The sequence below is a fragment of the Massilia sp. PAMC28688 genome (assembly GCF_019443445.1).
In the GTDB taxonomy this organism is placed as follows: domain Bacteria; phylum Pseudomonadota; class Gammaproteobacteria; order Burkholderiales; family Burkholderiaceae_D; genus Telluria_A.
In genome coordinates, this window is sequence record NZ_CP080378.1 from 4,871,983 (window position 1) to 4,893,639 (window position 21,657).

Below are 21,657 nucleotides of genomic sequence, written 5' to 3' on the forward strand. Positions count from 1 at the left end.
GGTCAGCGCGGCTCTGGATGCAGACCCGCGTCGGACAAGCGCAGCACGCGGTCGCAGCGATGCGCCAGCTCGTTGTCGTGGGTGACGATCACAAAGGCGGTGCCCAGGGTGCTGGATAGTTCCAGCATCAGTTCAAATATCTGCTGGGCGGTGCTGTGATCGAGGTTGCCGGTCGGTTCATCGGCCAGCACGCAGCCTGGCTGGGTGACGAGAGCGCGGGCCAGCGCAACGCGCTGCCGCTCGCCGCCGGACAGCTCGCCCGGAACGTGGATGGCGCGCTTGGACAGGCCAACGCGGGCCAGCATGGCTTGCGCCTTTTCCACCGCGACTGCGCGCTTTTCGCGGCGGATCAACAGCGGCATGGCCACGTTGTCGAGCGCCGAAAACTCCGGCAGCAGGTGGTGGAACTGGTACACGAAGCCGAGCGACTGGTTGCGCAGCTCACCGCGCGCCGTTTCCGACAGGGTGGCGAAATCGGCGCCCTGCAAGGTCACAGAGCCGGTGGTCGGCGTATCCAATCCGCCCAGCAGGTGCAGCAGCGTCGACTTGCCCGAGCCGGAGGCGCCGACAATGGCCACGTGCTCGCCCCGGTTGACGGCGAAATCCACATTGCTCAGCACCTGCACCTGGTAGCTGCCCTGGGTATAGGTCTTGCCCAGGCCTTGGCAGGACAGTACCGGATTGAGGGTGTGATTATTCATAACGCAGGGCCTCCGCAGGTTTCACGCGCGAGGCGGCAAAGCTCGGATACAGCGTGGCGATAAAGGCCAGCGCCACCGAGACGGCCGCAATCCCGAACACGTCCGACCAGTCCAGGTCCGACGGCAAGGTGCTGATGAAGTAGATATCCTTGGACAGGAACTGCACGTTGAAAGCGCGTTCGATGGCCGGGATGATGACGTCGATGTTCAGCGCCAGCAGCACGCCGGTGCCCACGCCAACGGCGGTCCCGATGATACCCACCAGCGCGCCCTGGATCATGAAGATCTTCATGATCGAGCGCGGCGACGAGCCGAGGGTGCGCAAGATGGCGATGTCGGCCTGCTTGTCGGTAACGGTCATGACGAGGGTGGCCACCAGGTTAAAGGCGGCCACGGCGATGATCAGTACCAGTATAATAAACATCATCTTCTTCTGGCTCTGCACGGCGGCGAACCAGGTGGGATTGTGCTTGGACCAGTCGCGAAACAGCAGCTGGCCGGGCATGGACTGGCGCAGCTGCGTGGCCACCAGCGGTGCATCGTGCATGTTCTCCAGGCGCAGGCGCAGTCCTGCCGGCCCGTCCAGATTGGCCACAGACTGTGCGTCAGCCATGTGCACGAAAGCCAGGCCCGAATCGAACTCGAAGTGACCCGAATCGAAAATGCCCACCAGGGTGAAGTTGATCATGCGCGGCACCATGCCGGCAGCGTCGGTGTTACCGGGTGCGACTGCCAGGGTCACCTTGTCGCCCACTTTCAGGCTCAGGGAACGCGCCAGCTCCACGCCCAGCACCGTGCCGAACTCCCCGGGGCGCAGCGCATCGAAGCTGCCCTGTGTGACGTTTTTGGGCACGTCCGACACCTTGCCCTCCTCGGCCGGCAGCACGCCGCGCAAAATGGCTGGCTTCATCACGCCGTCGTACATCAGCATGCCCTGGGTTTCGGCAAATGGGGCGGCGCCCTTGACGGCCGGGTTGTTCCTGGCAGCGGTAGCGGCGCCCTGCCAGTCGGCCATGCTGCCATTGGCATCATAGACTTCCACGTGCGCCAGCACCGACAGCATGCGGTCGGTCACTTCCTTGGTAAAGCCGTTCATCACCGACAGCACCACGATCAGCGCGGCCACGCCGAGCGCGATGCCGGAAACCGATATCAGGGAGATGAAGGAGATGAAGCCATTACGGCCGCTGCGCTTGCCGGCGCGGGTATAGCGGATGCCCACGGCCCATTCATATGGCAATCTGTCGATAAAACTCATGTGGCTGCACCAGTCTGGTAATTGCGGGAGGCTTCGTCAGGCCGCAGGCCGGCGTCGGTCAGGCGCAGCACACGGTCGCAGCGTCCGGCCAGTTCGACGTCGTGCGTGACGATGACGAACGCGGTGCCAAGGGTGGCTGACAGATCGAGCATGAGGGCGAAAATCTGCTGCGCTGTCGCGTGGTCTAGATTGCCGGTCGGTTCATCGGCCAGTACGCAGGCCGGCTCCGTGACCAGCGCACGCGCCAGTGCCACGCGTTGGCGCTCGCCCCCGGATAGTTCGCCTGGCACGTGAATGGCGCGCTTGGACAGGCCCACGCGCGCCAAAATGGCTTGCGCCTTTTCCAGCGCCAGCGCGCGCTTTTCGCGCCGGATCAGGAGCGGCATGGCCACGTTGTCGAGCGCGGAAAACTCGGGCAACAGGTGATGGAACTGGTAGACGAATCCCAGTGATGCGTTGCGCAGGTCGCCGCGCGCCGTTTCGGGCAGCGTGGCGAAGTCCTTGCCCAGCAGGGCCACGCTGCCGGTGGTCGGCGTATCGAGGCCGCCGAGCAGGTGCAGCAGGGTCGACTTGCCCGAGCCGGAGGCGCCAACAATGGCCACATGCTCGCCGCGGTTCACGCTGAAGTCCACGTTACTGAGCACGTTGACCTCGTAGCTGCCCTGGGTGTAGGTTTTCCCCAGCCCCCGGCAAGCCAGGACGGTGTCGCTGACCGCTCTATTCATAGCGCAGCGCCTCCGCAGGCTTGACGCGCGAGGCGGCAAGGCTTGGGTAGATGGTAGCCAAAAACGCCATGATGGTGGCAATGCCGCCGATGCCGATCACGTCGGACCATCGCATGTCCGACGGCAGCGCAGACACCATGTAGATGTCGCTTGGCAGCACCTGCGCGCCGAACAGGCGCTCGAAGAACGGCACGATGGTGCCGATATTGAGCGCAACCACAACGCCCAGCAGCACCCCCGCCATGGTCCCCAGGATGCCGATCACCGCGCCCTGGATCATGAATATCTTCATGATCGAACGCGGCGATGAACCCAGTGTGCGCAGGATGGCGATATCGGCCTGCTTGTCGGTGACGGTCATGACCAGTGTAGAAACCAGGTTAAAGGCGGCCACGGTAATGATCAGGCCCATCACGATCAGCATCATCTTTTTTTCCGTTTGCACGGCGGCGAACCAGGTCTTATTTTGCCTGGACCAGTCGCGCACCTGCAAGCCCTGCGGCAGCATGGCCTGCAGCTCGTGCGCCACGCGCGGCCCCTCATGGATGTCGGCAATACGCAGCCGGATGCCGGACGGCGCGGACAGGCGCTCCATCTTCTGCGCGTCTTCCATGTGCACGAAGGCCATGCCGTTATCGAATTCGTAGTGGCCCGCTTCAAAGATACCCACCAGCGTGAATGTGCGCATGCGCGGCACCATGCCAGCCGGCGTCACCTGGGCTTGTGCCAGCGCCATGGTGACCTTGTCCCCCAGGGCCAGGCCCAGGGAACGGGCCAGGGCATAGCCCATGACGATATTGAATTCGCCGGCGCGCAGGTCGGCAAGGCTGCCATCGCGCACCTTGGTGGCCACGTCCGACACCTTGGGTTCTTCACTTGGCAGCACGCCGCGGATGATGGCCGGACGCATGCCGCCGTAGCGCAGCAGCATGCCCTGGGTCTGCACATAGGGCGCGGCACCCTTGACATCGGGATGCCTGGCCGCGTCGGCCATCACGTCCTGCCAGTTGGCCATGCCGCCCTGGGTGTCGAGCACCTCCACGTGCGCCAGCACCGACAGCATGCGGTCGGTAACATCCTTGCGAAAACCGTTCATGACCGACAGCACCACGATCAGCGCGGCCACGCCCAGGCCAATGCCGGAAACTGAAATGAGGGAGATAAAGGAGATGAAACTGTTACGGCCACTGCGCCGGCCGGCGCGCGTATAGCGCAGCCCAACCAGCCATTCATACGGCATCTTGTGGGTGATACTCATGGGCTCCGGCAATGTATTTTTTCCAAGTGCGCCAGTGTGCCATACAAACCTCATCCTTGACAGGGTTGCCACAATTGAATCGTGTATTGCCGCACGCTCAGTCGCAAAAATAGCGTGAACTCGCCCGTCATCTGCCACTCCAACCGGGACTGCATGATCGAGGAGGCAGCCATGGCATTCAATTTATTCGCGTCAAAGGGCACCAGCATCGACAACCAGCAATTCACCTGGCGCGACCTGGTACAAAAGCCCATCAGCAAGCTCGACGACGATGCATTCACCCGCGTGCGCATCATTCTCATGAACGGCATCGAGCAGGAAGCGCTGCGCTTCGGGCACATGGCAGCCCGCTTCAATGCCTCGCTGCGCCTGCCGCTGGCGCGCATCCGGCGCGCCGAGCATCATCAGGCCACCATGGTCAACTGGCTCATCGGGGCCGATCATTCGCCGCTCGAAACCACCATCGCCTACGAGCAGACCGCCATCGAAATCACTGCGGCGCTGGCCCAGCGCGAGCCAGATCCCTACCTGGCGCAGGTGTACCGCTTCGGCCTGCTGGAAGACTTTGACCATTTGTACCGCTATGCCGCCCTGCTCGACCGGCTGGAGGGCAAGGACGCCAATAACATCTTGCAAAGCTATACCGATATCCGGCCCGGGCGCCCCACTTCCGAACAGCACCGGGCCCCGCCCGACGACCTGCGCACGCCCTACCAGCGCGCCAGCGCTGATTTCATGACCAAACTGCACGCGCTCACCATCGTGGCCGGCGAAGCGCAAACGCAAAACTATTATCTCAATGTGGGGCCGTTTTTTTCCGATCCCCTGGCGCGCCAGCTGTATGCAGAAATTGCTTCCGTCGAGGAGCAGCACGTGACTCAATATGCGTCCATGCTCGACCCGACGGAAAGCTGGCTGGAGCAATGGCTGCTGCACGAGGCAAACGAGTGCTACAACTATTACAGCTGCGTGGAGCACGAAACCAATCATCATGTCAAAGCAATCTGGGAGCGTTTTCTGGACTACGAACTGGGGCATTTCCACGTGGCCTGCGACTGCTTCAAGCAAATCGCAGGGCGCGACCCGGCAGAGGTTGTCAACAGCGAAATTGCCGCTCCTCTGGAATACCGCAGCCAACGCGACTTCGTGCGCCGGGTTCTGGCCCAGGAAGTCGACCTGCGCACCAAGGGCACTGCCTTTGTGCCGCGCGCGCAGGAAAGCGTCGATTCCCATACCTATCGCGCCATCGTCAATGCCGACGGCATGCCGAGCGAAGCGGTGGCTTCCGGCTATCGCTGGTCACCGGGCACGGAACTGCGGCGCCCCGACACCCTGGGCACGGTGGCGCCGTGAACTTTTCAACTTGCAGGAGTAATCATGGCAACACAGACAGCACACGTGGGCATGAACCGCACCGGTATCCAGATGTCGCCGCTCGACAGCAAGGCCATGCAGCAAGGCGACCCTGCGCTGCCCGTGACCGATACGCCCGATGAAGCCGCACTGGCGGAAATGCGCAACGAATACATCATGAATGCCGACGGGCTGGGATCGATTCCGCTACCAGGCACGGTCACGGGCGCCGTCACCATGGCGCTGCAGGCCCTCAATGGCGACAGTCCGCACATACTGCTCGACAAGCTCGGCGAGCGCCTGGCCTTTGAGCGGACCGGGACCCGCCTTTACGATGCCCTCATCACCAAGTGCGACGTCCTGCTCAATGGTGATCTCAGCATGACGATTGACGACCTGGAGCAGATTCGCGCCGATGAAGCCCGGCACTTCCGGCTCGTCGCTGATGCCATCGCCTCGTTGGGCGGCGACCCTACGGCACAGACACCGAGCGGGGATCTGGCTGGCGTGGAATCCATGGGACTGGTGCAGGTACTAAACGACCCCCGCACCAGTATTGCGCAATCGCTGCATGCCATCATGACTGCCGAACTGAGCGACATGGCAGGCTGGGAAACCCTGGTGGCGCTGGCGGACGAGCACGACCTGACCGAGCTGGTCGAGGACTTTACCGACGCCCTCAATCAGGAGCGCGAGCATCTGGCCCTGGTACAGACCTGGTACGAGGAAGCCATCGGGCTCACCTTTGGGGATATGGAACTGGACGACGATACGGCGCCGCTATCGCCGCAGCCCGGCCTTGCGCCACCACCATGACATCTGTCTGCGTGTGGCGCGGAGTGATTGCCATCTGTCAGCAAATGGGGCAAGCGATCGCTTTTTGCCGGCGTGTGGCGCGAACGGTCGCAACTTACCAGCTTGCCGCGCGGGTGATAGTTAACGAACAGCGCACGCCCTGCCCGTGCATCCGCAAGCTTAGCCCTGCGGACTGTGCGTCATCTGCCTGCAGTAGCCGGCGAGCTTGTCCGGCAGATCCGGAGGGCACACGCCGCACAGGCGGTTGCCAGGCACCGCGTAGTCGATGAATGCAGGATAAGGCAGATTCAAGCTGGCCATGATGCTCTTGAATTCGTCCACCGTTGTCTCGCCACCCAGGCGTGGGTTGCGCATCTTTTCCTGCGCGATGGACGAGACAAACCGTCCCTGGTAGTCATGTGCAGGGTAGACCAGGGTCTCGCCTGGCAGGGCAAACAGCTTCTCGCGCACGCTCTTGTATAGTGCTTCTGCATCGCCATTCTGGAAGTCAGTCCGGCCGCAGCCGTCAATGAGCAAAGCATCACCGGTAAACACCCGCCCCGCCAGCACATAGGCAAAGTGGCCATCCGTATGACCAGGCGTGTGCAAGGGTTGTAGCACGATGCCACCGACCTTAAACGGCCTACCCTCCTCCAGACCAAGGTCGACGCACGCGAGCCGGTCATGGGCGGGTGCCGCGATTTTGCTGCCGACAGCGCGCTTCATCTCCAAAGCGGCCGTGATGTGATCGGCATGGATGTGGGTGTCTACCGTGAACGCCAGCGTCAGCCCCAGGCGCCGCACTTCGGCCAGGTCCCGGTCCATGGTGGCAATCACCGGGTCAATCAACACCGCCTGTCCCGTATCTTCGTCACCGAGCAGGTAGGTGTAGGTACTGGATAATGGTTCAAACAGCTGTCGGAAGATCATGATGGCTCCTCGTTGGTGTGCCGAGCGCAATGCGCCGCACTGATATAATATCGCATTATATTATATATTCTGGTATAGTATTGCGGGATGAGGCCACTTTCACGGAATAGACACATGACTTTGCCGCAAAATATCAATCTGGTCGAACTGCATCAAGCCGCGGGCCAGGCTTGCAGACTAATGAAAGTGCTGTCCAATCCTGATCGGCTGCTGCTGTTATGCCAGATGACACAAGGCGAGCTCTCCGTGGGCGCGCTGGAGGCAGCCACCGGCATCCGCCAACCCACCCTGTCGCAGCAATTGACCGTGTTACGTGAAGAGCAGCTGGTGTCGTCCCGGCGCGAAGGCAAGCAGATTTTTTACACCATCGCCAACCCGGAAGCGATGTCCGTGCTTCAGCTGCTCTATCAACTGTATTGCCCGGCCCATGAGGAACCTGGCATGAGGAGCTCGCCATGACAATCGACTGGATGAATTTTACGCCCTGGCCCTCGCTGGCCGGAGGACTGATGATCGGACTGGCGGCGGCCATGCTGCTCATCTGCAGCGGCAGAATCGCCGGTATCAGCGGCATCGTCGGTGGTCTGTTGTCCCCGGCCAGGGGCGACATTTCCTGGCGTTTCGCTTTCCTGCTCGGCCTGGTCGGTTCGCCCCTGGTCTTTTCCCTCGTTCACGCTTTGCCACCGATACAGATTGAGGCCAGCCATCCCGTCATTATTGTTGCCGGCCTGCTGGTCGGCATCGGCACGCGCTACGGCTCCGGCTGCACCAGCGGCCACGGCGTCTGTGGCCTGTCACGCCGCTCACCGCGGTCCCTGGCGGCCACGGCCGCTTTCATGGCTGCCGGATTTGCCACGGTCTACATCGTTCGCCACCTCATCGCTTAAGGGGACACAATGAAACTATTCCTCGCCGCCTTGCTGGCTGGACTGCTCTTCGGACTGGGACTGCTCGTTTCGGGTATGAGCAACCCTGCGAAGGTACTTGGCTTCCTCGATGTGGCAGGCCTTTGGGATCCATCGCTGGCATTCGTGATGGGCGGTGCGATAATCGTCGGCCTGGTGGCGTTTTCCTTCGCAGCGAAGATGCCGGCCTCGCTGCTCGGCCAGGCGTGGCGCCTTCCGTCTGCCACCCGGATCGACCGCCGCCTTGTGATTGGCGCAGTCACGTTCGGCGTCGGATGGGGTCTGGCGGGATTGTGCCCTGGTCCCGCTCTCGCATCCCTCCTGCTTGGTGGGACCAAGGTACTGCTGTTCGTCGCGGCCATGTTGGCAGGGATGGCGATCTTCGCTTTGCTGGAGCAAGCGGCACCCACGCACAGGGACGCCCCTGATTCACCATAAACCGCGATTTTTCCGGCAATTGCCGCGGTGTCAGTCGACATGCGAGCACACCGCCAAGACCCGGGCGGATGCAGCCGGCTCATGAGTATGCCGCTTGCGCGGCGCTTGGTCTATGATGGTGCGCGGGACCGCGTCGCTTCCAGCGATGCGCGCTCGCCGCGAGAACATTCTCGATCACAGGAGGTACATGGACGCGAAGGCCACAGCACTGCGAACACTCATCCAGGCCAGCGTTGCCGCCGCGGTGTTCTTGCTTGTCATGCTGCTGTTGAATGCATCAGAGGTATTCCTGGCAATTTTTGGGGGCATCCTGCTCGCGGTACTGTTCCATGGCACAGCGACATGGGTTCGCCAAAAAACCGGACTATCGCGCCCGGTTGCCTTCGCCGTTTCACTCCTGGCACCGTTACTGCTGGCAGCGCTGGGGCTATGGATAGTGGCACCTAGTGTTTCCGAACAGGCTGCTGAACTGGCAGACAGGTTGCCGCAGGCGGTGGCGCGGCTGCAGGAACAAGTGCGCCAGTACGACTGGGCAGACCGGCTGATTGGCCACGCCGATCGGGTGCGCGATGTCTTGCCGGGTGACTCCGGCATGGCCGGTGCTGTGGCAACCTTCTTTTCATCCACTTTCGGCGGTCTCGGCAATATTGTTTTCGCCCTGGTCGTAGGCCTCTTCCTCGCCATGGCGCCATCGCTCTACGTCAAAGGCTTGCTGCATCTGGTCCCCCTGGACAAACGCGACCGGGCCAGGGAGGTACTCAATGCAACCGGCGACACCCTGGGTTCCTGGCTCATGGCCAAGCTCATTTCCATGGTCGTGATCGGCGTTCTGACCACGCTCGGACTGTGGTTCATCGGCATCGACCTGGCCCTGGTACTCGGCGTGATTGCCGCCCTGCTGTCTTTCATTCCCAATTTCGGACCCGTGATTTCCCTGCTTCCCGCGGCGCTGATCGCCCTGATCATCGGCCCGGACCAGCTGGCATACGTGGTTGCCCTGTATATTGGGGTGCAAGTGTTTGAAAGTTACCTGCTGACTCCGTTTCTACAGCAGCGCATGGCTGACTTGCCCCCTGCGTTAACAATAAGCATGCAAGTGCTGCTCGGCTCCCTGGCCGGCATAATCGGCATCATCCTGGCGACACCGCTGACGGCCGCCGTGATGGTGATGGTGAAAATGTGGTACGTCGAAGACTTGCTCGGTGACGGCAGTGTCGGCAGCAGCAAGCCGCCCAGGCAGGCGCACGCAATCGGCGGCCCGCGCGAAACCCGGTAATCTTGTGAGAACCTCAACAGATTCCCGGACGCCGCCAGGACGGCGCTGACGGTTCCCATGCCGAGCACAATTGCACTCTGACACTTAAGATGCCCTACAATGCCGCATGACTCAAATTACGCTTGCCCTGCCCTTTGCCCTTCCCCCCCAGGAACTGGCCACCGACCTCGTGCGGTCCCTGACCATGCCGGCCCTGGCCACCCTGCTGGCGCGCTCGACCGAGACCCATGTCCCGTGGGATGACCAGCAGCGCAATCTGCCCCACGAAGCCTGGCTGTCCAGGACATTTGGCCTGGCCGCGGACGGAGGCTGCGCCTTTGCCGCCGCCAGCATGCGCGGCTTCGGGCTGGACCCGGCCGGCGGCAGCTGGTTTCTGGTCCACCCGGCCCATGTGGAAATTGCCCGCAGCCACCTGACCATGCATGACCTGCGCCGCTTGCGCCTGGACGATGGCCACGCGCGCGCCCTGTTCGATGTCGCCAAGCCCGTGTTTGACGAACTTGGCCATACGCTCGTCTATGGCGACGCCCATACGTGGTTCATGGCCGCCGGCCCCTGGACCAGCCTTCAAACCTCCTCGCCCGACCTGGTCGTGGGCCAGAACCTGACCGATTTTTTCCCCACAGGCCCCGGCGCGTCCGATTTCCGCCGCCTGCAAAACGAAGTGCAGATGCTCTGGTTCGAGCATCCGGCCAACGTCGAGCGCGAAGCGGCGGGCATGCCGGCGGTCAATTCCTTCTGGATCTGGGGCCAGGCCGGCAGCAATGCCGCCATTCCACCGGCGCCGCTGTTTGCCAGTTCCTACACCACGCCCTGGCTCAGCGCCATGACCACCTGCCCCGCCCCGTCCCTGCCGGACCCCTTCAACGGCAAGTCCGAGGACAGCATGCTGGTCCGGGGCGACCTGTGCGAACCGGCGCTGGCCGGCGACTGGGCCACGTGGCTGGCGCGCATGCATCACCTGGAAAACAAGCTCTTTGCCCCGGCCCTGGCCGGCTTGCTGCAGGGCCGCGACGCCAGGGTTCGCATCGTGCTCAGCCACCGCTCCACGCTGCGCGAATTTACCACCACCAAGTGGGAACAGCGCGCCTTCTGGCGCAAGCCTTCGCTCGCCCGATTATTGCCATGACCCGTATTGCCACCCGGCCCTGCTCCTTCCGCACCTCCGAAATGCTGCGCCAGGGCGGCGTCCATCCGGTGCTGGCGCGCCTGTATGCCTCGCGCGGCCTGTCCGATACCCGTGAATTGTCCAGCGAACTGGCGGCCCTCATGCCGCCGTCCGGCCTGCGCCACATTGACAGCGCCGCCGTGTTTTTGGCAGACGCCATCGCCGCCGGCAAAAAGATGTGCATCGTCGCCGACTACGACTGCGATGGCGCCACCGCCTGCGCCGTTGCCCTGCGCGGCCTGAAATCCATGGGCGCCCGGGTGGACTTCATTGTCCCCAACCGTTTCGAGTACGGCTACGGCCTCACGCCCGAAATCGTGGCCCTGACAGCGCGCGAAAAGGCGCCCGACATCATCGTCACGGTGGACAACGGCATTGCCAGCGTTGACGGCGTCCTCGAGGCGACCCGGCGCGGCATCGACGTCGTCATCACCGACCACCACCTGCCGGCCGACGTGCTGCCGGCCGCGCGTGTGATCGTCAACCCCAACCAGCCGGAGTGCGGCTTTCCCAGCAAGCACCTGGCAGGCGTGGGCGTGGTGTTTTACGTCCTGCTGGCGCTGCGCGCCGAACTGCGCCGGCGCGGCGTGTTCGACGCCCAGACCCAGCCCAAGCTGGACAGCCTGCTCGACCTGGTTGCGCTGGGCACGGTCGCAGACGTCGTCAAGCTCGACTCGAACAACCGCATCCTCGTGGCCCAGGGCTTGAAGCGCATGCGCGCCGGCCGCATGCACGCCGGCGTGGCCGCCCTGTTCCGGGTGGCCAAACGCGAATCGCGCACCGCGTCCCCGTTCGATCTGGGCTTTGCGCTCGGCCCGCGGCTCAACGCCGCCGGCCGGCTGGAAGACATGTCGCTCGGGATCGAGTGCCTGATCACCGACGACGAAGGCCGCGCCTGGGCCATTGCCGAAAAGCTCAACGAAATCAACCTGAAACGGCGCGAGATCGAAGCGGAAATGCAGGATGCGGCCCTGCTCCATCTGGACGCCTTCCAGCCAGCGACCAGCAACACCATCAGCGTGTTCGACGCCGGCTGGCACCAGGGCGTCATCGGCATTGTGGCTTCACGCCTGAAAGAAAAGTTCTTCCGGCCGACCATCACCTTTGCCCCGGGCAGCGATGGCTGGATCAAGGGCTCCGGCCGCTCGATTCCCGGCTTTCACCTGCGCGATGCGCTCGACCTGGTATCCAAACGGGCTCCGAGCCTGATCGACAAGTTCGGCGGCCATGCCATGGCGGCCGGCCTGACCATCCGGGCCGACGCCTTTGACGCCTTTTCCCGCGCCTTTGAAGAAGTTGGCCGCTCCTGGCTCACCGCCCAGCAGCTCGAACGCATCATCGAAACCGACGGCCCGCTTGAAGACGCCTACTACACCACCGAGTTCATTGATCTCATGGACGGGCAGGTGTGGGGCCAGGGCTTCGCACCCCCCGTTTTCTGCGACGAATTCCGTGTCCTCAGCCAGCGCATCCTCAAGGAGCGGCACCTGAAGCTGCACCTGGAACGCAATGGCCAGCGCTACGATGCCATCTGGTTTGGCCACACCGCGTCGCTGGGCGAACGGGCCCGGGTCGCATTCCGGCTCGACGCCAATGAATACAATGGTGTCACGCGCGTGCAGCTGATGGTGGAACACGCGGAACCGGCCTGAGCATGGCGGGTTCCCCGGTTCACAATTCGGGCAACTGCATTAAAGGAAATCCACAATATTTTCCCTCCGATTCCGGAGCTTGCTTGCACTCCCAGTATTTTTGGAGTATAAAGTATCCATAACCGGAGGTAACGCACCATGAACCTGGCCTACTCTTATCCAAAAAGCCGTTTTGAACCGGCCGTACTGATCGATCTCAACGCCCGCGCCGAACGCGAACGCTTGTCCAAATCGGCACTGATCGGCTTTTTCAAGCTGGTGGCCGCGTGGAAGCTGCGCGACGAAGATGCGCGTGAGTTGCTGGGCGGCCTGTCCTCATCCACCTTTTACGAGTGGAAGAAGAACCCCGACCGCGTGCTCGAAGTCGACCGCATCACCCGCATCTCCTATCTGCTGGGCATCTACAAATCCCTGCACATCCTGTACGGCGACAAGCTCGCCGACGAATGGGTGACCCTTCCCAACAAAAACCCCGTTTTCGCCGGCCGCACCCCGCTCTCGACCATGGTCGCCGGCGGCATGCTGGCCATGCAAACCGTTCGTAAGCTGCTGGACGCACGCCGAGGAGGTCTCTGATCTTGTCCGTCGTCCCTAAACTGACCACCCTGCGCCAATTCGATACCTGCCGACTCATCCCTTCCCGCTTTGCCGATGTGGAGGACTCCGTCCTCGCGCCGCTGGCCGACAGCGAGGAAGTGCTGCGCCACCTGTTCGAACTCGATAACGCCACCAATGAGCGCTTGCGCGGCGAGTACGGCAGCCTGCCCGGCATTGGCGTGGATGAACTGGTGTTCGGCGTGCCGAACTTCCGCATCATCAATGCAGCCTACACTTATCCGCGTCCGGAAGGCAGCCGCTTCAACGACGGCGAGCGCGGTGCCTGGTACTGCGCCTTTGCCATCGACAGCTCGCTGGCCGAAATCTCCTTTCATAAAACCGTCGAGTACCAGGAAATCGACCGCTTTGAAGACAGCGTGACGTACCAGTGCATGCTGGCCGACTTCACCAGCACCTTCCACGACATCCGCGGCATCGAAGCGTACCAGGACTGCCTGGATCCGGCCAGCTACATCGAGTCGCAAAAGCTGGCCGCCGAGCTGCTCGAACTTGGCTCCATGGGCGTCATCTACCCGAGCGTGCGCGATCCCGGCGGCACCTGCCTGGCGTGCTTTCGTCCGGCGCTGGTGGGCAATGTGCGCAAGGGCCAGGCCTATCGCTTCACCTGGTCAGGCTCTCCCACGCCCCTGATTGAAACCATCGAGCACACTTGACTGCCGCCCCACGATCATGAAGACCAAACCTGAAAACGACACTGAACTGCGCACCAAGATCAACATGGAGACTGCGCGCCTGCCCTGGGCCGAGCTGGAACGCCACTTCGCCCAGGGAACCGTGATCTTCGTCAGCGAACAGCTCGACCTCATCGATGTCGCCGTCCGCATCTCGCACGACGACAAGGACAGTATCGCGCGCTGGATGGGCGAGCACAAAATCGCCAAGGTTTCGGACGCCCAGGCACAGGCGTGGACTGCCGCCGGCGCCTCGCTCTGGACTTCGGTCGTCCATCCTTTCATCCTGGTCCAGCCGGAAAAAAGCAAGCTGCATTAAGCGCCGTGACTCGCCGCGTTTTGCAGCCTGTCGCCGCCCTCGCGCCCTGGGTGCGCCACATCATGGCCGGCGGCTTCGAGAGCGAACGGGTGCTTCTGCCCGCCTGCGCCGATGTCCAGCTCCTGATGTATCTGCAGGGCGGCGCCTTCGTGATCGATCCGGCCTGCTCTGAGACACCGTTACCGAGGATCTTCCTGGTCGGGCCGGTCCAACACCCTCGCCAATACCGCGTCGCTCCCGGCAGCCGCTTCGTCGCGGTCACCTTCCGCCCGGGTGGACTGCAAGCCTGCCTGGGGATGGCCGCATCGGCCGTCATGGGCCGCATCGTGACGCTCGACGCAGGCGTGCTCGAAGAAGCGCTGACGCAAAGCGAAGAGCATGCACCGGCCTTTCTGCAGCAAGCGCTGCTAACACGGCTGCACGCGCGGGGAACACCGCCTCCCGGACTGCCCGCGCTCGATCTGGAAAATGTCGAGAGGCCGGTCCCGGAGCTGGCAAAAGAGCTGGGCATCGGCGTGCGCCAGCTGGAGCGGCGTTTCCTTGACAGTCTTGGGATGCCGCTGCGGGAATACCGCCGCCTGGCACGGTACTCGGCCGCCATGACCGCGCTCATGATGCAGGGCGCCTCGCCACAGGCATTGGCCAGCCTGGCGCAGGACGCCGGCTATGTCGACCAGGCCCACTTCACCCGCGATTTTTCAGCCATGGTGGGCCAGCCGCCCGGCCGCTTCCTCAGGCAGCGGGGCGACGCCCAGTACGCACTGTGGCAATTCACCAGGGAAGAACTGGAGAGTTATCTGAGCTGACATGTCGCACCGGTACAATCTTCGCGGGCCCCGCCAGCCTACCATCAGGCTTTGGGAGAAGCCTGATCATGATGATTGAAGAAAGCATCGATATCAACGTCACGCCAGACAAGGTAATGGCGTGCTACAGCGACGTGGCCGGCTGGCCGCGCTGGGACCCGGACACCAGGCAAGCCTCGATCGACGGCCCGTTTCGCGCCGGCGCCACGGGAAGGCTGCGCCCTGCCAAGGGTTTTGCGGTACCCATGCGCTTCACCAGCGTGACCGAACATTCCTTCACCGTCGAAGCTCCTGCACCCTTGTGCAAGATGCGCTTCGAGCACGAGCTGGTGCCTGTTGCCGGTGGCACCCGGGTGACGCACCGGGTCAGCTTTGAGGGACTGCTGGCGGGGTTCTTCCGCCGGCTGGTCGGCGCGCGTGTGCGCACCGGCCTGCCGGTAACCATGGCCAGTCTCAAGCAGATGCTGGAAGCGCAAGCTAGCGCCGCTCCTTGAAGCCCATGCCTTCAAAGGTCCTCACGGCATTGCCCCGCTCTGCGCTCCAGTGCTGCGACCGGCGCGCCGCCCTGTCCTCCAGGGCGCTCTGCGCGGCGAGCGCGGCCAGCTTGCCCGCCAGGAGCTGGCCTGCGATGCGGCGATTGGCGTGCTGGCTGCGCTCCGTTTGCACCTTCACGCTTAGCCCGGTCGCTACATGGGTAGCCCGGATCGCACTATCGGTCTTGTTGACATGCTGCCCGCCCGGACCGGAAGCGCGGATGGCTTCATAGCGGATCTCGCCCACTTCGGGCGAGGGCGAAGAAGGTGGTGCAAACGCGGCACCGTGCAAAAACCAGTTCTTGCGCTTGTGGCCGGAGCGATACGGGCTGTCGCATATCCAGAGCAAAGTACCGCACCAGCGGCGCGCAAGGTCCCCGTCCCCGCCCACTTCCAGCAGCACCGAACGCAAGGTCCCCGCAACAGGACCATCGATCTGCTCGATGACGTCAATCGCCACCCCGGCTTGATTAGCCTGCGCGCAAAGCATGTCGAATGCCTTGCGCACCCCAAGGCAGCACTCCGCGGGCCCGGTATTGGCTGTCAGCTGTAACCAGATCATCAGCAGCACTCCCCACGTGTCTTGTAGGTGAGTACAGGGCGGCTGCGTGCGACCACGCGCGCCAATCCTGCGCCAACAAGGCATCCGAGGACGCTGTCGACATTCTTGTATGCCTGCGGCGCCTCCTCGTAGATCAAGGCCCGGTCATTGCAGATCACCCGTCCGCCGGTGGAGGTGCGGCTTAACTGCGCAGGCGTGGCCAGGCGGTCGAGCCGCCCCTTGCAGTCGGTGCGCAGCCATTTGCGGCCGGCACCATGCGCCAGCGACTGCAGGCTGAGCGCATGCGCGTCTGCCAGCGGCTCGATCAGATAGCTGTAATCGTCGCGCGAGCCAGGCAACATGACCAGACCCAGGTCGGACGGCGTGGCACCTTTGCGATGCAGCCAGCCGTCGGCGCCGCCAAAATTGGCCGCAGTGACGGTATTGTGATTCACATCCAGCACCGGCGTGGCGCTGCAGCGCAGGCGCATGAGAATGCGCGCCGCGATGAGAGCGCGGTTAAGCTCTGCATACCTGACTGCTGCATCATGCTGGCGCAGGTAGGCTGCGGCAGCTTCGCTGCCGTCTGCCAGTCCCGCGTGGCTGAACGCATCGACGTGCGAGCGCAAAACCGCCTGGCCAAGGCCGCGCGAACCGCTGTGAACCAGCAGTTGCAGGCACTTGGGTGCCAGCGCCGTTTGCGCCAGCACGTCCGGCAGTTCCACCTTGTCGATCACCTGGAGTTCGGCAAAGTGATTTCCGCGCCCGATGGTACCGAGCGAGCGCAGGTGGCCGCTGTCCAGCCCCGCCTCGCGCAGCACGAGGCCAAGCGCCGCGAAGCGCGCGCACAAGGTATCGTCATGGCGCTCCAGCGCATCCCACTCGTGTTCATCAATGATATCGTCGAGGTTGCCGATCTGTTTGTCGACCTTGTCCAGCTTGACGCGGCTCGACAGGATGTCGGTCTGCCACAGGCCCATGCCGCAGCCAATGTCATTGCCCACCAATGCCGGATAGAGCCGGCCCGTGGAGAAGAATGCCGCACCCACGGGGTAGCCGCGGCCGGGATGCAGGTCCGGCAGCCCGACCACGCGCTGCATGCCGGCCAGCTGCGACGTGGTTTTTGCCTGCTCGATGGCGGCATGTTCGAGCCACAGGCGCTCGGACGCAATGATCGACACGCGATCAGAAATAGTTTGAACAAAATTGCCCATTTTGAAGCCAATCCAAAAAAATAGTAAAACAGGATTGGGCGCTGGCGGCGCGCAGACGAGTTACTCGTCCCAGGCAGTGCTGATGCAGATTGATCAGCGCAGGACGTGACCAGCCAGACCCGAAAAAGGAGAGGTGGCGTTCATTTGATGCATGGGCGTTCTCCTTCTGTCAGGTTGGTGGATAAGGTGTCAGATAAAGCAGGCGGCGATGATAAATGAATTTACGCCGCCGTACAAGCACAATTGTCAGCGGCGTTTTTTCAGGATCGACCCCAGCACGCCGCGAATGATCTCGCGCCCCACCTGCGAGCCAATGCTGCGCGCGGCCGATTTCACCATCGCTTCCACCGGCGACTGGCGTTTGCTGCCGGAACCAAATAGCCCACCCAGCATGCCGCCAAATCCGGATTCGCCTTCCGGCTCGGCGCGGGCGGTACGCGTACTTGCCTGCTTTTCGGCCTGCTTCTGCTCCAGCGCCTGCTGCTCGGTTGCCGCAGTCGCTTCCGCGCGGCGGGTGAGGATCTCGTGGGCCGACTCGCGATCGACCACTTTTTCGTAGACGCCGGCCACGACCGAGCGCGCCATGGCAGCCTTGCGCTCGGCCATATCGATGGGGCCGAGCTGCGACGCCGGCGGCAGCACAAAGGCGCGCTCCACGATATTCGGCCGCCCCTTCTCATCGAGGAATGACACCAGTGCTTCGCCCACGCCCAGTTCAGAAATGACGGCAGCCGTATCGAGCGCCGGATTGGGGCGGAAAGTCTCTGCCGCAGCCTTGACTGCCTTCTGGTCGCGCGGCGTGTAGGCGCGCAAGGCGTGCTGCACCCGGTTGCCCAGCTGTCCGAGCACGGTATCCGGAATATCGAGCGGATTTTGAGTAATGAAAAATACGCCCACACCCTTGGAGCGGATCAGGCGCACGACCTGTTCGATTTTTTGCAGCAGCTGCTTGGGCGCGTCCGCAAACAGCAGGTGGGCCTCATCGAAAAAGAACACCAGCTTGGGCTTGTCCAGGTCTCCCACTTCCGGCAGGTTCTCGAACAGTTCGGACAGCAGCCAAAGCAGGAACACGCCATACATGCGTGGCGCGTTCATCAGCTTGTCGGCGGCCAGGATGTTGACGACGCCCTTGCCATTGGCATCGGTCTGCAGCAGGTCGTCGATGTTGAGCATCGGCTCCCCAAAAAACTGGTCGCCGCCCTGCTCTTCGATCGCCATCAGGCCGCGCTGGATGGCGCCAATGCTGGCCGCCGAAATGTTCCCGTAGGTGGTGCGGTAGTCGGCCGCGTTGTCACCCACATTTTGCAGCATGGTGCGCAGATCCTTGGAATCAAGCAGCAGCAAGCCATTGTCGTCGGCGATCTTGAAGACCAGCTGCAGCACGCCTTCCTGCGTGTCGTTCAGGTTGAGCATGCGCGCCAGCAGCAGCGGTCCCAGGTCGGAAATGGTCGCCCGTACCGGATGTCCCAGTTCGCCAAACACATCCCAGAACGTGACGGGACAGGCCTCCCACTGCGGCTCTTCCTGCTCCAGGCTGGCCAGGCGCGCCTTCAGTTTGTCTGAAGCCTTGCCCGCCTTGGCCATGCCCGACAGGTCTCCCTTCACGTCCGCCATGAACACCGGCACGCCGATGTTGGACAGCGACTGGGCGATCGCTTGCAGCGTCACCGTCTTGCCGGTGCCGGTGGCGCCGGTGATGCAGCCGTGCCGGTTGACGAGCTGCGACAGCAAATCGAGCGTGACAGCTGGCTGGACGGCGATATTTTTGGCGATTGGCAGTGAAGTGGACATGGTAAAAAAACCTGAATTGAAGTGGCCAGAGTTTATACGAAAAGAGCGGCGCTGCGCTTACTTCGGCGCCCCCACGTTCACCATCCCCTTGAAGTCGTAGGGGATGACCACGGTGTGTACCTTGCCTTCCGCGATACCTTCTGCAATCTTCATTGCCGAGCGCAGTTAATGGCCGTGAGCCCTGTGCCTGAGCGCGTGCGCCATCCTTCGCAACAGCTGCGCCGCGTGCTGTTCGTCGCGCGCGTAGCCACCCAGGCCATCTTGCAGGTAGTACGCGAGCTGCTGCATGGCCTCGGGATTGTCCTCATCCACGGCCCGTTCCAGCCACTGCCTGGCCCGGGCCTCGTCGCGCGCCGTGCCCTCGCCCGCCATGAGCATGGACGAGAGGATGAACATGGCAGGGGCATGTCCCGCCTTCGCTGCCGCTTCGATCAGCACCAGCGCGCGGGCGCTGTCACTCTTGCGCAGCTGGCGGCCCTGGTCGAACGACGGAGGCACCGCTGCCTGCGCCAGCGCTGCGGCCAGGGCCAGTGGCATTAGCAGCAGCCGCGCCATCATTTGGACAGGTCGATCTGGTACAGCGAAAAGCCTTTGCCGCTGCCGTCATCTTCCTTCAGCACACTGACGCCATCGAGCCCCGCTTCGTGCGCCAGCGCGAGCTTGCCCTGGGCCGAACGGAATACCACCGGCCCTGCCGTTTTCAGTTTCGCAAAGCGCCAGCTGCGCTGCTGGCCATGGGCGGCGCGGGTGAGCGTGCGCGTCTTCTTGATGTGGGCAATGAGCACGTCGCGATTGGTGTCGGGAGAGGCGATCACCGTCTTGCTGCCGTCCAGGCCAGGAAAATTCCCGCCGCCGCTCGCGCGGTAGTTATTGGTCGCGACCAGGAACGACGCATCAGGGGGAACCGGCTTGCCGCGATAGTGCAGCTTGACGATCCGCTTGCCAGGTGGCTGGGTGAGGTCGATTTCGTAGCTGACCTCCTTGGACGACATGGCATCGAAGTTGTAGGTCGGGAAAGCGGGGTTGATCAGCTCCTGCGGCTCGGTCTTGGCCGGATCAATGGTATTGAAGCGGGTTGCGGAGCGCTCCATCCAGGCCTTGAGCTCCGCGCCCGTGACTTTTACGGCGTACAGGGCGTTGGGATACAGGTAAAGATCGGCCGCATTGTTCAGCGCCAGGCTGCCGGCGGGAACGTCCGTGAAGTCCGCCGGCCCCGCATTGCCGCTCTTGAAAGGCGCGGCCATCGACAGCACCGGCAACTTTGCATACTTTGGCAGCGACGCCTTGACGTAGGCGCGCACATAGTTCGCCTGCGCCTCGTTGACGATGGCAATGGCCGATACGTCGCCCACATCGGCAAAATACGACGACATGCGAAAGCGCGTCTCGCCGACCGGCGTCTGCACGTACTTGATGGTTGCCTCATGCTCGGCTGCCACCAGCGCGGCAATGGTTGGATCGGCCGCCACATAGCTCTTGTCGGCCTGCTGGGCGGAGCGCGCCTCCACCACCGTGCGTGACTTGTCGATCACCCAGCGCTGGCCGTCGTGGGTCAGGTGCAGGCCAATCACACCCAGATGCTTGCCCCACATATTGGCCATCACGGTCGGCACGCCGTTGACCAGCCCCTTCACCTTGTCCACCCCCGGCAGGTTGAACTGGGCGACGGTACTGGCGGCATTGGGGAATATCTGGTGCGAATGGCCAATCAGCATGGCGTCGATCCCGGGTACCTTCGACAAGTGCCAGCTGCCGTTTTCCATCGTGGGCGAATACGGGCTGTCATCGAGCCCGCCGTGCGAAATGGCGATGACGAGATCCGCCCCTTGCGCGCGCATCTCGGGAATGAAGCGGCTGGCCGACTCGCGCAGCCCTTCGGTATAGACCTTCCCCTCCAGCCAGCGCTTGTCCCAAGCCATGATGGTGGGCGGCGTAAAGCCGATGATGCCCACCTTGAGCGTCGCAGTGACAGGCTTGCCGTCCGCGCCGGTTGCCGTGATCTGCTTGTCGATGATACGCCAGGGCGAAAACAGCGGCTTTTTCGATTTGACGCTGTAGACATTTGCCAGCACCTGCGGGAAAGCGGGACCCGCGCAGCGCGCACGGGAAGCGTCAACGCCCGCCACGTCAAAGCGGCTGCCCGTCACCTGGCTCAGGTACTTGAGGCCATAGTTAAATTCGTGGTTGCCAATGCCGCCTCCGTCGAACCCCAGCGCGTTCATCACCTTGTACACCGACAGCACCTTGTCGCACGCCAGTGGCTTGACCAGGGCCTCGTAATCGGCCAGTGCCGACCCCTGGATGGTGTCGCCGTTGTCGATCAACAGATTGTTGGGATACTGCTCGCGGGCCGCCGCGATCAGGGAGGCAGTGCGGTCCAGTCCCAGGGAAGGCTCCGGCGCCAGGCGAAAGTAATCATAGCCGACCAGGTTGGAGTGCACGTCGGTGGTCTCGAGCACGCCCACCACGGCAGTGGTGCCGGCGGCGATCTTGTCGGCTGCTGCTGCACTGGAGGCAGCCACCATCAGGCCAGCCAAGGAAATATAAAATTGATAACGCATCAGGAGCTTTTCGCGGGTGGATATCCGTCGATCATACGCAGCGCCCACGTCCTGATCAAGTGAACCGCAAGCGCTGCCCGTGCCGGGACCGCGCTGGGGTATAATCGAAGGTTCGATTTAACCAATTCAAGAACACGGAACGCC

23 protein-coding genes are annotated in these 21,657 nt (G+C 62.9%); 13 read left to right on the forward strand and 10 right to left on the reverse strand.

All coding sequences use genetic code 11. The features are described from left to right. Positions 1-2: 2 nt before the first annotated feature. From lolD (KY495_RS21675) to KY495_RS21690, 4 genes are read right to left on the reverse strand one after another with little or no spacing between them, the layout of a single operon-like run. Positions 3-701: a lipoprotein-releasing ABC transporter ATP-binding protein LolD gene (gene lolD, locus KY495_RS21675; protein WP_219881352.1), complete on the reverse strand. Its 699-nt coding sequence runs from the start codon at positions 699-701 to the stop codon at positions 3-5. Further along, entirely contained in the window at positions 694-1,959 is a 1,266-nt protein-coding gene (locus KY495_RS21680; RefSeq protein ID WP_219881353.1) for a lipoprotein-releasing ABC transporter permease subunit, read from the reverse strand. Before KY495_RS21680 ends, lolD (KY495_RS21675) begins: the two co-directional genes overlap by 8 nt. After that, the gene (gene lolD / locus KY495_RS21685; protein ID WP_219881354.1) at positions 1,956-2,684 is read right to left on the reverse strand and encodes a lipoprotein-releasing ABC transporter ATP-binding protein LolD; all 729 of its coding nucleotides are present in this window, start codon (positions 2,682-2,684) and stop codon (positions 1,956-1,958) included. The genes KY495_RS21680 and lolD (KY495_RS21685) overlap by 4 nt, the downstream gene beginning before the upstream one ends. Beyond that, positions 2,677-3,942 (reverse strand): lipoprotein-releasing ABC transporter permease subunit, encoded by a 1,266-nt coding sequence (locus KY495_RS21690; RefSeq protein WP_219881355.1) that lies wholly within the window; start codon positions 3,940-3,942, stop codon positions 2,677-2,679. The genes lolD (KY495_RS21685) and KY495_RS21690 overlap by 8 nt, the downstream gene beginning before the upstream one ends. Positions 3,943-4,113: 171 nt before the next feature. On the opposite strand from KY495_RS21690, the gene KY495_RS21695 reads away from it, so the two are divergent. Both KY495_RS21695 and KY495_RS21700 read left to right on the forward strand, forming a co-directional pair. Beyond that, entirely contained in the window at positions 4,114-5,295 is a 1,182-nt protein-coding gene (locus tag KY495_RS21695; protein ID WP_219881356.1) for a hypothetical protein, read from the forward strand. 24 nt (positions 5,296-5,319) lie between these two features. Continuing rightward, positions 5,320-6,111: a ferritin-like domain-containing protein gene (locus KY495_RS21700; RefSeq protein ID WP_229518410.1), complete on the forward strand. Its 792-nt coding sequence runs from the start codon at positions 5,320-5,322 to the stop codon at positions 6,109-6,111. Positions 6,112-6,270: 159 nt separating this feature from the next. Here KY495_RS21700 and KY495_RS21705 read toward each other — a convergent pair whose 3' ends face one another. Beyond that, a complete protein-coding gene (locus KY495_RS21705; RefSeq protein WP_219881357.1) occupies positions 6,271-7,020 on the reverse strand; it encodes an MBL fold metallo-hydrolase in 750 nt (249 codons plus the stop codon). Positions 7,021-7,134: 114 nt separating this feature from the next. On the opposite strand from KY495_RS21705, the gene KY495_RS21710 reads away from it, so the two are divergent. From KY495_RS21710 to KY495_RS21760, 11 genes are all read left to right on the forward strand, one after another. After that, complete coding sequence (locus KY495_RS21710) at positions 7,135-7,479, forward strand: helix-turn-helix transcriptional regulator (protein WP_219881358.1); 345 nt, start codon at positions 7,135-7,137, stop codon at positions 7,477-7,479. Then, positions 7,476-7,907, forward strand: a complete 432-nt coding sequence (locus KY495_RS21715) for a YeeE/YedE family protein (protein ID WP_219881359.1) — start codon at positions 7,476-7,478, stop codon at positions 7,905-7,907. The genes KY495_RS21710 and KY495_RS21715 overlap by 4 nt, the downstream gene beginning before the upstream one ends. 9 nt (positions 7,908-7,916) lie before the next feature. Further along, a complete protein-coding gene (locus tag KY495_RS21720) occupies positions 7,917-8,363 on the forward strand; it encodes a YeeE/YedE family protein (RefSeq protein ID WP_219881360.1) in 447 nt (148 codons plus the stop codon). A 187-nt stretch (positions 8,364-8,550) separates the two neighbouring features. Continuing rightward, the gene (locus KY495_RS21725) at positions 8,551-9,639 is read left to right on the forward strand and encodes an AI-2E family transporter (RefSeq protein WP_219881361.1); all 1,089 of its coding nucleotides are present in this window, start codon (positions 8,551-8,553) and stop codon (positions 9,637-9,639) included. A 106-nt stretch (positions 9,640-9,745) separates the two neighbouring features. Beyond that, complete coding sequence (locus KY495_RS21730) at positions 9,746-10,768, forward strand: hypothetical protein (protein WP_219881362.1); 1,023 nt, start codon at positions 9,746-9,748, stop codon at positions 10,766-10,768. Continuing rightward, positions 10,765-12,459, forward strand: a complete 1,695-nt coding sequence (gene recJ / locus KY495_RS21735) for a single-stranded-DNA-specific exonuclease RecJ (protein ID WP_219881363.1) — start codon at positions 10,765-10,767, stop codon at positions 12,457-12,459. Before KY495_RS21730 ends, recJ begins: the two co-directional genes overlap by 4 nt. A 138-nt stretch (positions 12,460-12,597) precedes the next feature. After that, complete coding sequence (locus KY495_RS21740; protein WP_219881364.1) at positions 12,598-13,035, forward strand: antitoxin Xre-like helix-turn-helix domain-containing protein; 438 nt, start codon at positions 12,598-12,600, stop codon at positions 13,033-13,035. A gap of 2 nt (positions 13,036-13,037) precedes the next feature. Then, positions 13,038-13,730, forward strand: coding sequence for an RES family NAD+ phosphorylase (locus tag KY495_RS21745; RefSeq protein ID WP_374040969.1), 693 nt, complete (start codon positions 13,038-13,040; stop codon positions 13,728-13,730). A gap of 16 nt (positions 13,731-13,746) precedes the next feature. Beyond that, complete coding sequence (locus tag KY495_RS21750; RefSeq protein WP_219881365.1) at positions 13,747-14,067, forward strand: DUF2288 domain-containing protein; 321 nt, start codon at positions 13,747-13,749, stop codon at positions 14,065-14,067. Positions 14,068-14,072: 5 nt separating this feature from the next. Further along, on the forward strand, positions 14,073-14,873 hold the full coding sequence (locus tag KY495_RS21755; protein WP_219881366.1) for a helix-turn-helix domain-containing protein: 801 nt from the start codon (positions 14,073-14,075) through the stop codon (positions 14,871-14,873). Between the two features lie 68 nt (positions 14,874-14,941). Continuing rightward, positions 14,942-15,367: an SRPBCC family protein gene (locus KY495_RS21760; protein ID WP_219881367.1), complete on the forward strand. Its 426-nt coding sequence runs from the start codon at positions 14,942-14,944 to the stop codon at positions 15,365-15,367. Here the strand turns inward: KY495_RS21760 and prfH are convergent. The 5 genes from prfH to KY495_RS21790 form a co-directional block, all read right to left on the reverse strand. Further along, complete coding sequence (gene prfH, locus KY495_RS21765; RefSeq protein ID WP_219881368.1) at positions 15,351-15,968, reverse strand: peptide chain release factor H; 618 nt, start codon at positions 15,966-15,968, stop codon at positions 15,351-15,353. The two genes, KY495_RS21760 and prfH, sit on opposite strands and share 17 nt — an antisense overlap. Beyond that, complete coding sequence (locus KY495_RS21770; RefSeq protein ID WP_219881369.1) at positions 15,968-17,161, reverse strand: RNA ligase RtcB family protein; 1,194 nt, start codon at positions 17,159-17,161, stop codon at positions 15,968-15,970. The genes prfH and KY495_RS21770 overlap by 1 nt, the downstream gene beginning before the upstream one ends. 246 nt (positions 17,162-17,407) lie before the next feature. After that, positions 17,408-18,952 (reverse strand): helicase HerA-like C-terminal domain-containing protein, encoded by a 1,545-nt coding sequence (locus KY495_RS21775; RefSeq protein WP_219881370.1) that lies wholly within the window; start codon positions 18,950-18,952, stop codon positions 17,408-17,410. Between the two features lie 165 nt (positions 18,953-19,117). After that, positions 19,118-19,510, reverse strand: a complete 393-nt coding sequence (locus KY495_RS21785; protein WP_219881371.1) for an SEL1-like repeat protein — start codon at positions 19,508-19,510, stop codon at positions 19,118-19,120. Continuing rightward, the gene (locus KY495_RS21790; protein ID WP_219881372.1) at positions 19,507-21,513 is read right to left on the reverse strand and encodes a bifunctional 2',3'-cyclic-nucleotide 2'-phosphodiesterase/3'-nucleotidase; all 2,007 of its coding nucleotides are present in this window, start codon (positions 21,511-21,513) and stop codon (positions 19,507-19,509) included. Before KY495_RS21790 ends, KY495_RS21785 begins: the two co-directional genes overlap by 4 nt. Positions 21,514-21,657 lie beyond the last annotated feature (144 nt).

What these genes read in the sequence shown, in the direction of transcription:
- KY495_RS21690 (WP_219881355.1), bottom strand. Translation starts at nt 3,942, where the DNA reads ATGAGTATCACCCACAAGATGCCGTATGAATGGCTGGTTGGGCTGCGC.
- KY495_RS21720 (WP_219881360.1), top strand. Translation starts at nt 7,917, where the DNA reads ATGAAACTATTCCTCGCCGCCTTGCTGGCTGGACTGCTCTTCGGACTG.
- KY495_RS21775 (WP_219881370.1), bottom strand. Translation starts at nt 18,952, where the DNA reads ATGTCCACTTCACTGCCAATCGCCAAAAATATCGCCGTCCAGCCAGCT.
- lolD (WP_219881354.1), bottom strand. Translation starts at nt 2,684, where the DNA reads ATGAATAGAGCGGTCAGCGACACCGTCCTGGCTTGCCGGGGGCTGGGG.
- KY495_RS21770 (WP_219881369.1), bottom strand. Translation starts at nt 17,161, where the DNA reads ATGGGCAATTTTGTTCAAACTATTTCTGATCGCGTGTCGATCATTGCG.
- KY495_RS21730 (WP_219881362.1), top strand. Translation starts at nt 9,746, where the DNA reads ATGACTCAAATTACGCTTGCCCTGCCCTTTGCCCTTCCCCCCCAGGAA.
- KY495_RS21715 (WP_219881359.1), top strand. Translation starts at nt 7,476, where the DNA reads ATGACAATCGACTGGATGAATTTTACGCCCTGGCCCTCGCTGGCCGGA.
- recJ (WP_219881363.1), top strand. Translation starts at nt 10,765, where the DNA reads ATGACCCGTATTGCCACCCGGCCCTGCTCCTTCCGCACCTCCGAAATG.
- prfH (WP_219881368.1), bottom strand. Translation starts at nt 15,968, where the DNA reads ATGATCTGGTTACAGCTGACAGCCAATACCGGGCCCGCGGAGTGCTGC.
- KY495_RS21790 (WP_219881372.1), bottom strand. Translation starts at nt 21,513, where the DNA reads ATGCGTTATCAATTTTATATTTCCTTGGCTGGCCTGATGGTGGCTGCC.
- KY495_RS21725 (WP_219881361.1), top strand. Translation starts at nt 8,551, where the DNA reads ATGGACGCGAAGGCCACAGCACTGCGAACACTCATCCAGGCCAGCGTT.
- KY495_RS21740 (WP_219881364.1), top strand. Translation starts at nt 12,598, where the DNA reads ATGAACCTGGCCTACTCTTATCCAAAAAGCCGTTTTGAACCGGCCGTA.
- KY495_RS21705 (WP_219881357.1), bottom strand. Translation starts at nt 7,020, where the DNA reads ATGATCTTCCGACAGCTGTTTGAACCATTATCCAGTACCTACACCTAC.
- KY495_RS21710 (WP_219881358.1), top strand. Translation starts at nt 7,135, where the DNA reads ATGACTTTGCCGCAAAATATCAATCTGGTCGAACTGCATCAAGCCGCG.
- KY495_RS21760 (WP_219881367.1), top strand. Translation starts at nt 14,942, where the DNA reads ATGATGATTGAAGAAAGCATCGATATCAACGTCACGCCAGACAAGGTA.
- KY495_RS21700 (WP_229518410.1), top strand. Translation starts at nt 5,320, where the DNA reads ATGGCAACACAGACAGCACACGTGGGCATGAACCGCACCGGTATCCAG.
- KY495_RS21680 (WP_219881353.1), bottom strand. Translation starts at nt 1,959, where the DNA reads ATGAGTTTTATCGACAGATTGCCATATGAATGGGCCGTGGGCATCCGC.
- KY495_RS21750 (WP_219881365.1), top strand. Translation starts at nt 13,747, where the DNA reads ATGAAGACCAAACCTGAAAACGACACTGAACTGCGCACCAAGATCAAC.
- lolD (WP_219881352.1), bottom strand. Translation starts at nt 701, where the DNA reads ATGAATAATCACACCCTCAATCCGGTACTGTCCTGCCAAGGCCTGGGC.
- KY495_RS21695 (WP_219881356.1), top strand. Translation starts at nt 4,114, where the DNA reads ATGGCATTCAATTTATTCGCGTCAAAGGGCACCAGCATCGACAACCAG.
- KY495_RS21785 (WP_219881371.1), bottom strand. Translation starts at nt 19,510, where the DNA reads ATGATGGCGCGGCTGCTGCTAATGCCACTGGCCCTGGCCGCAGCGCTG.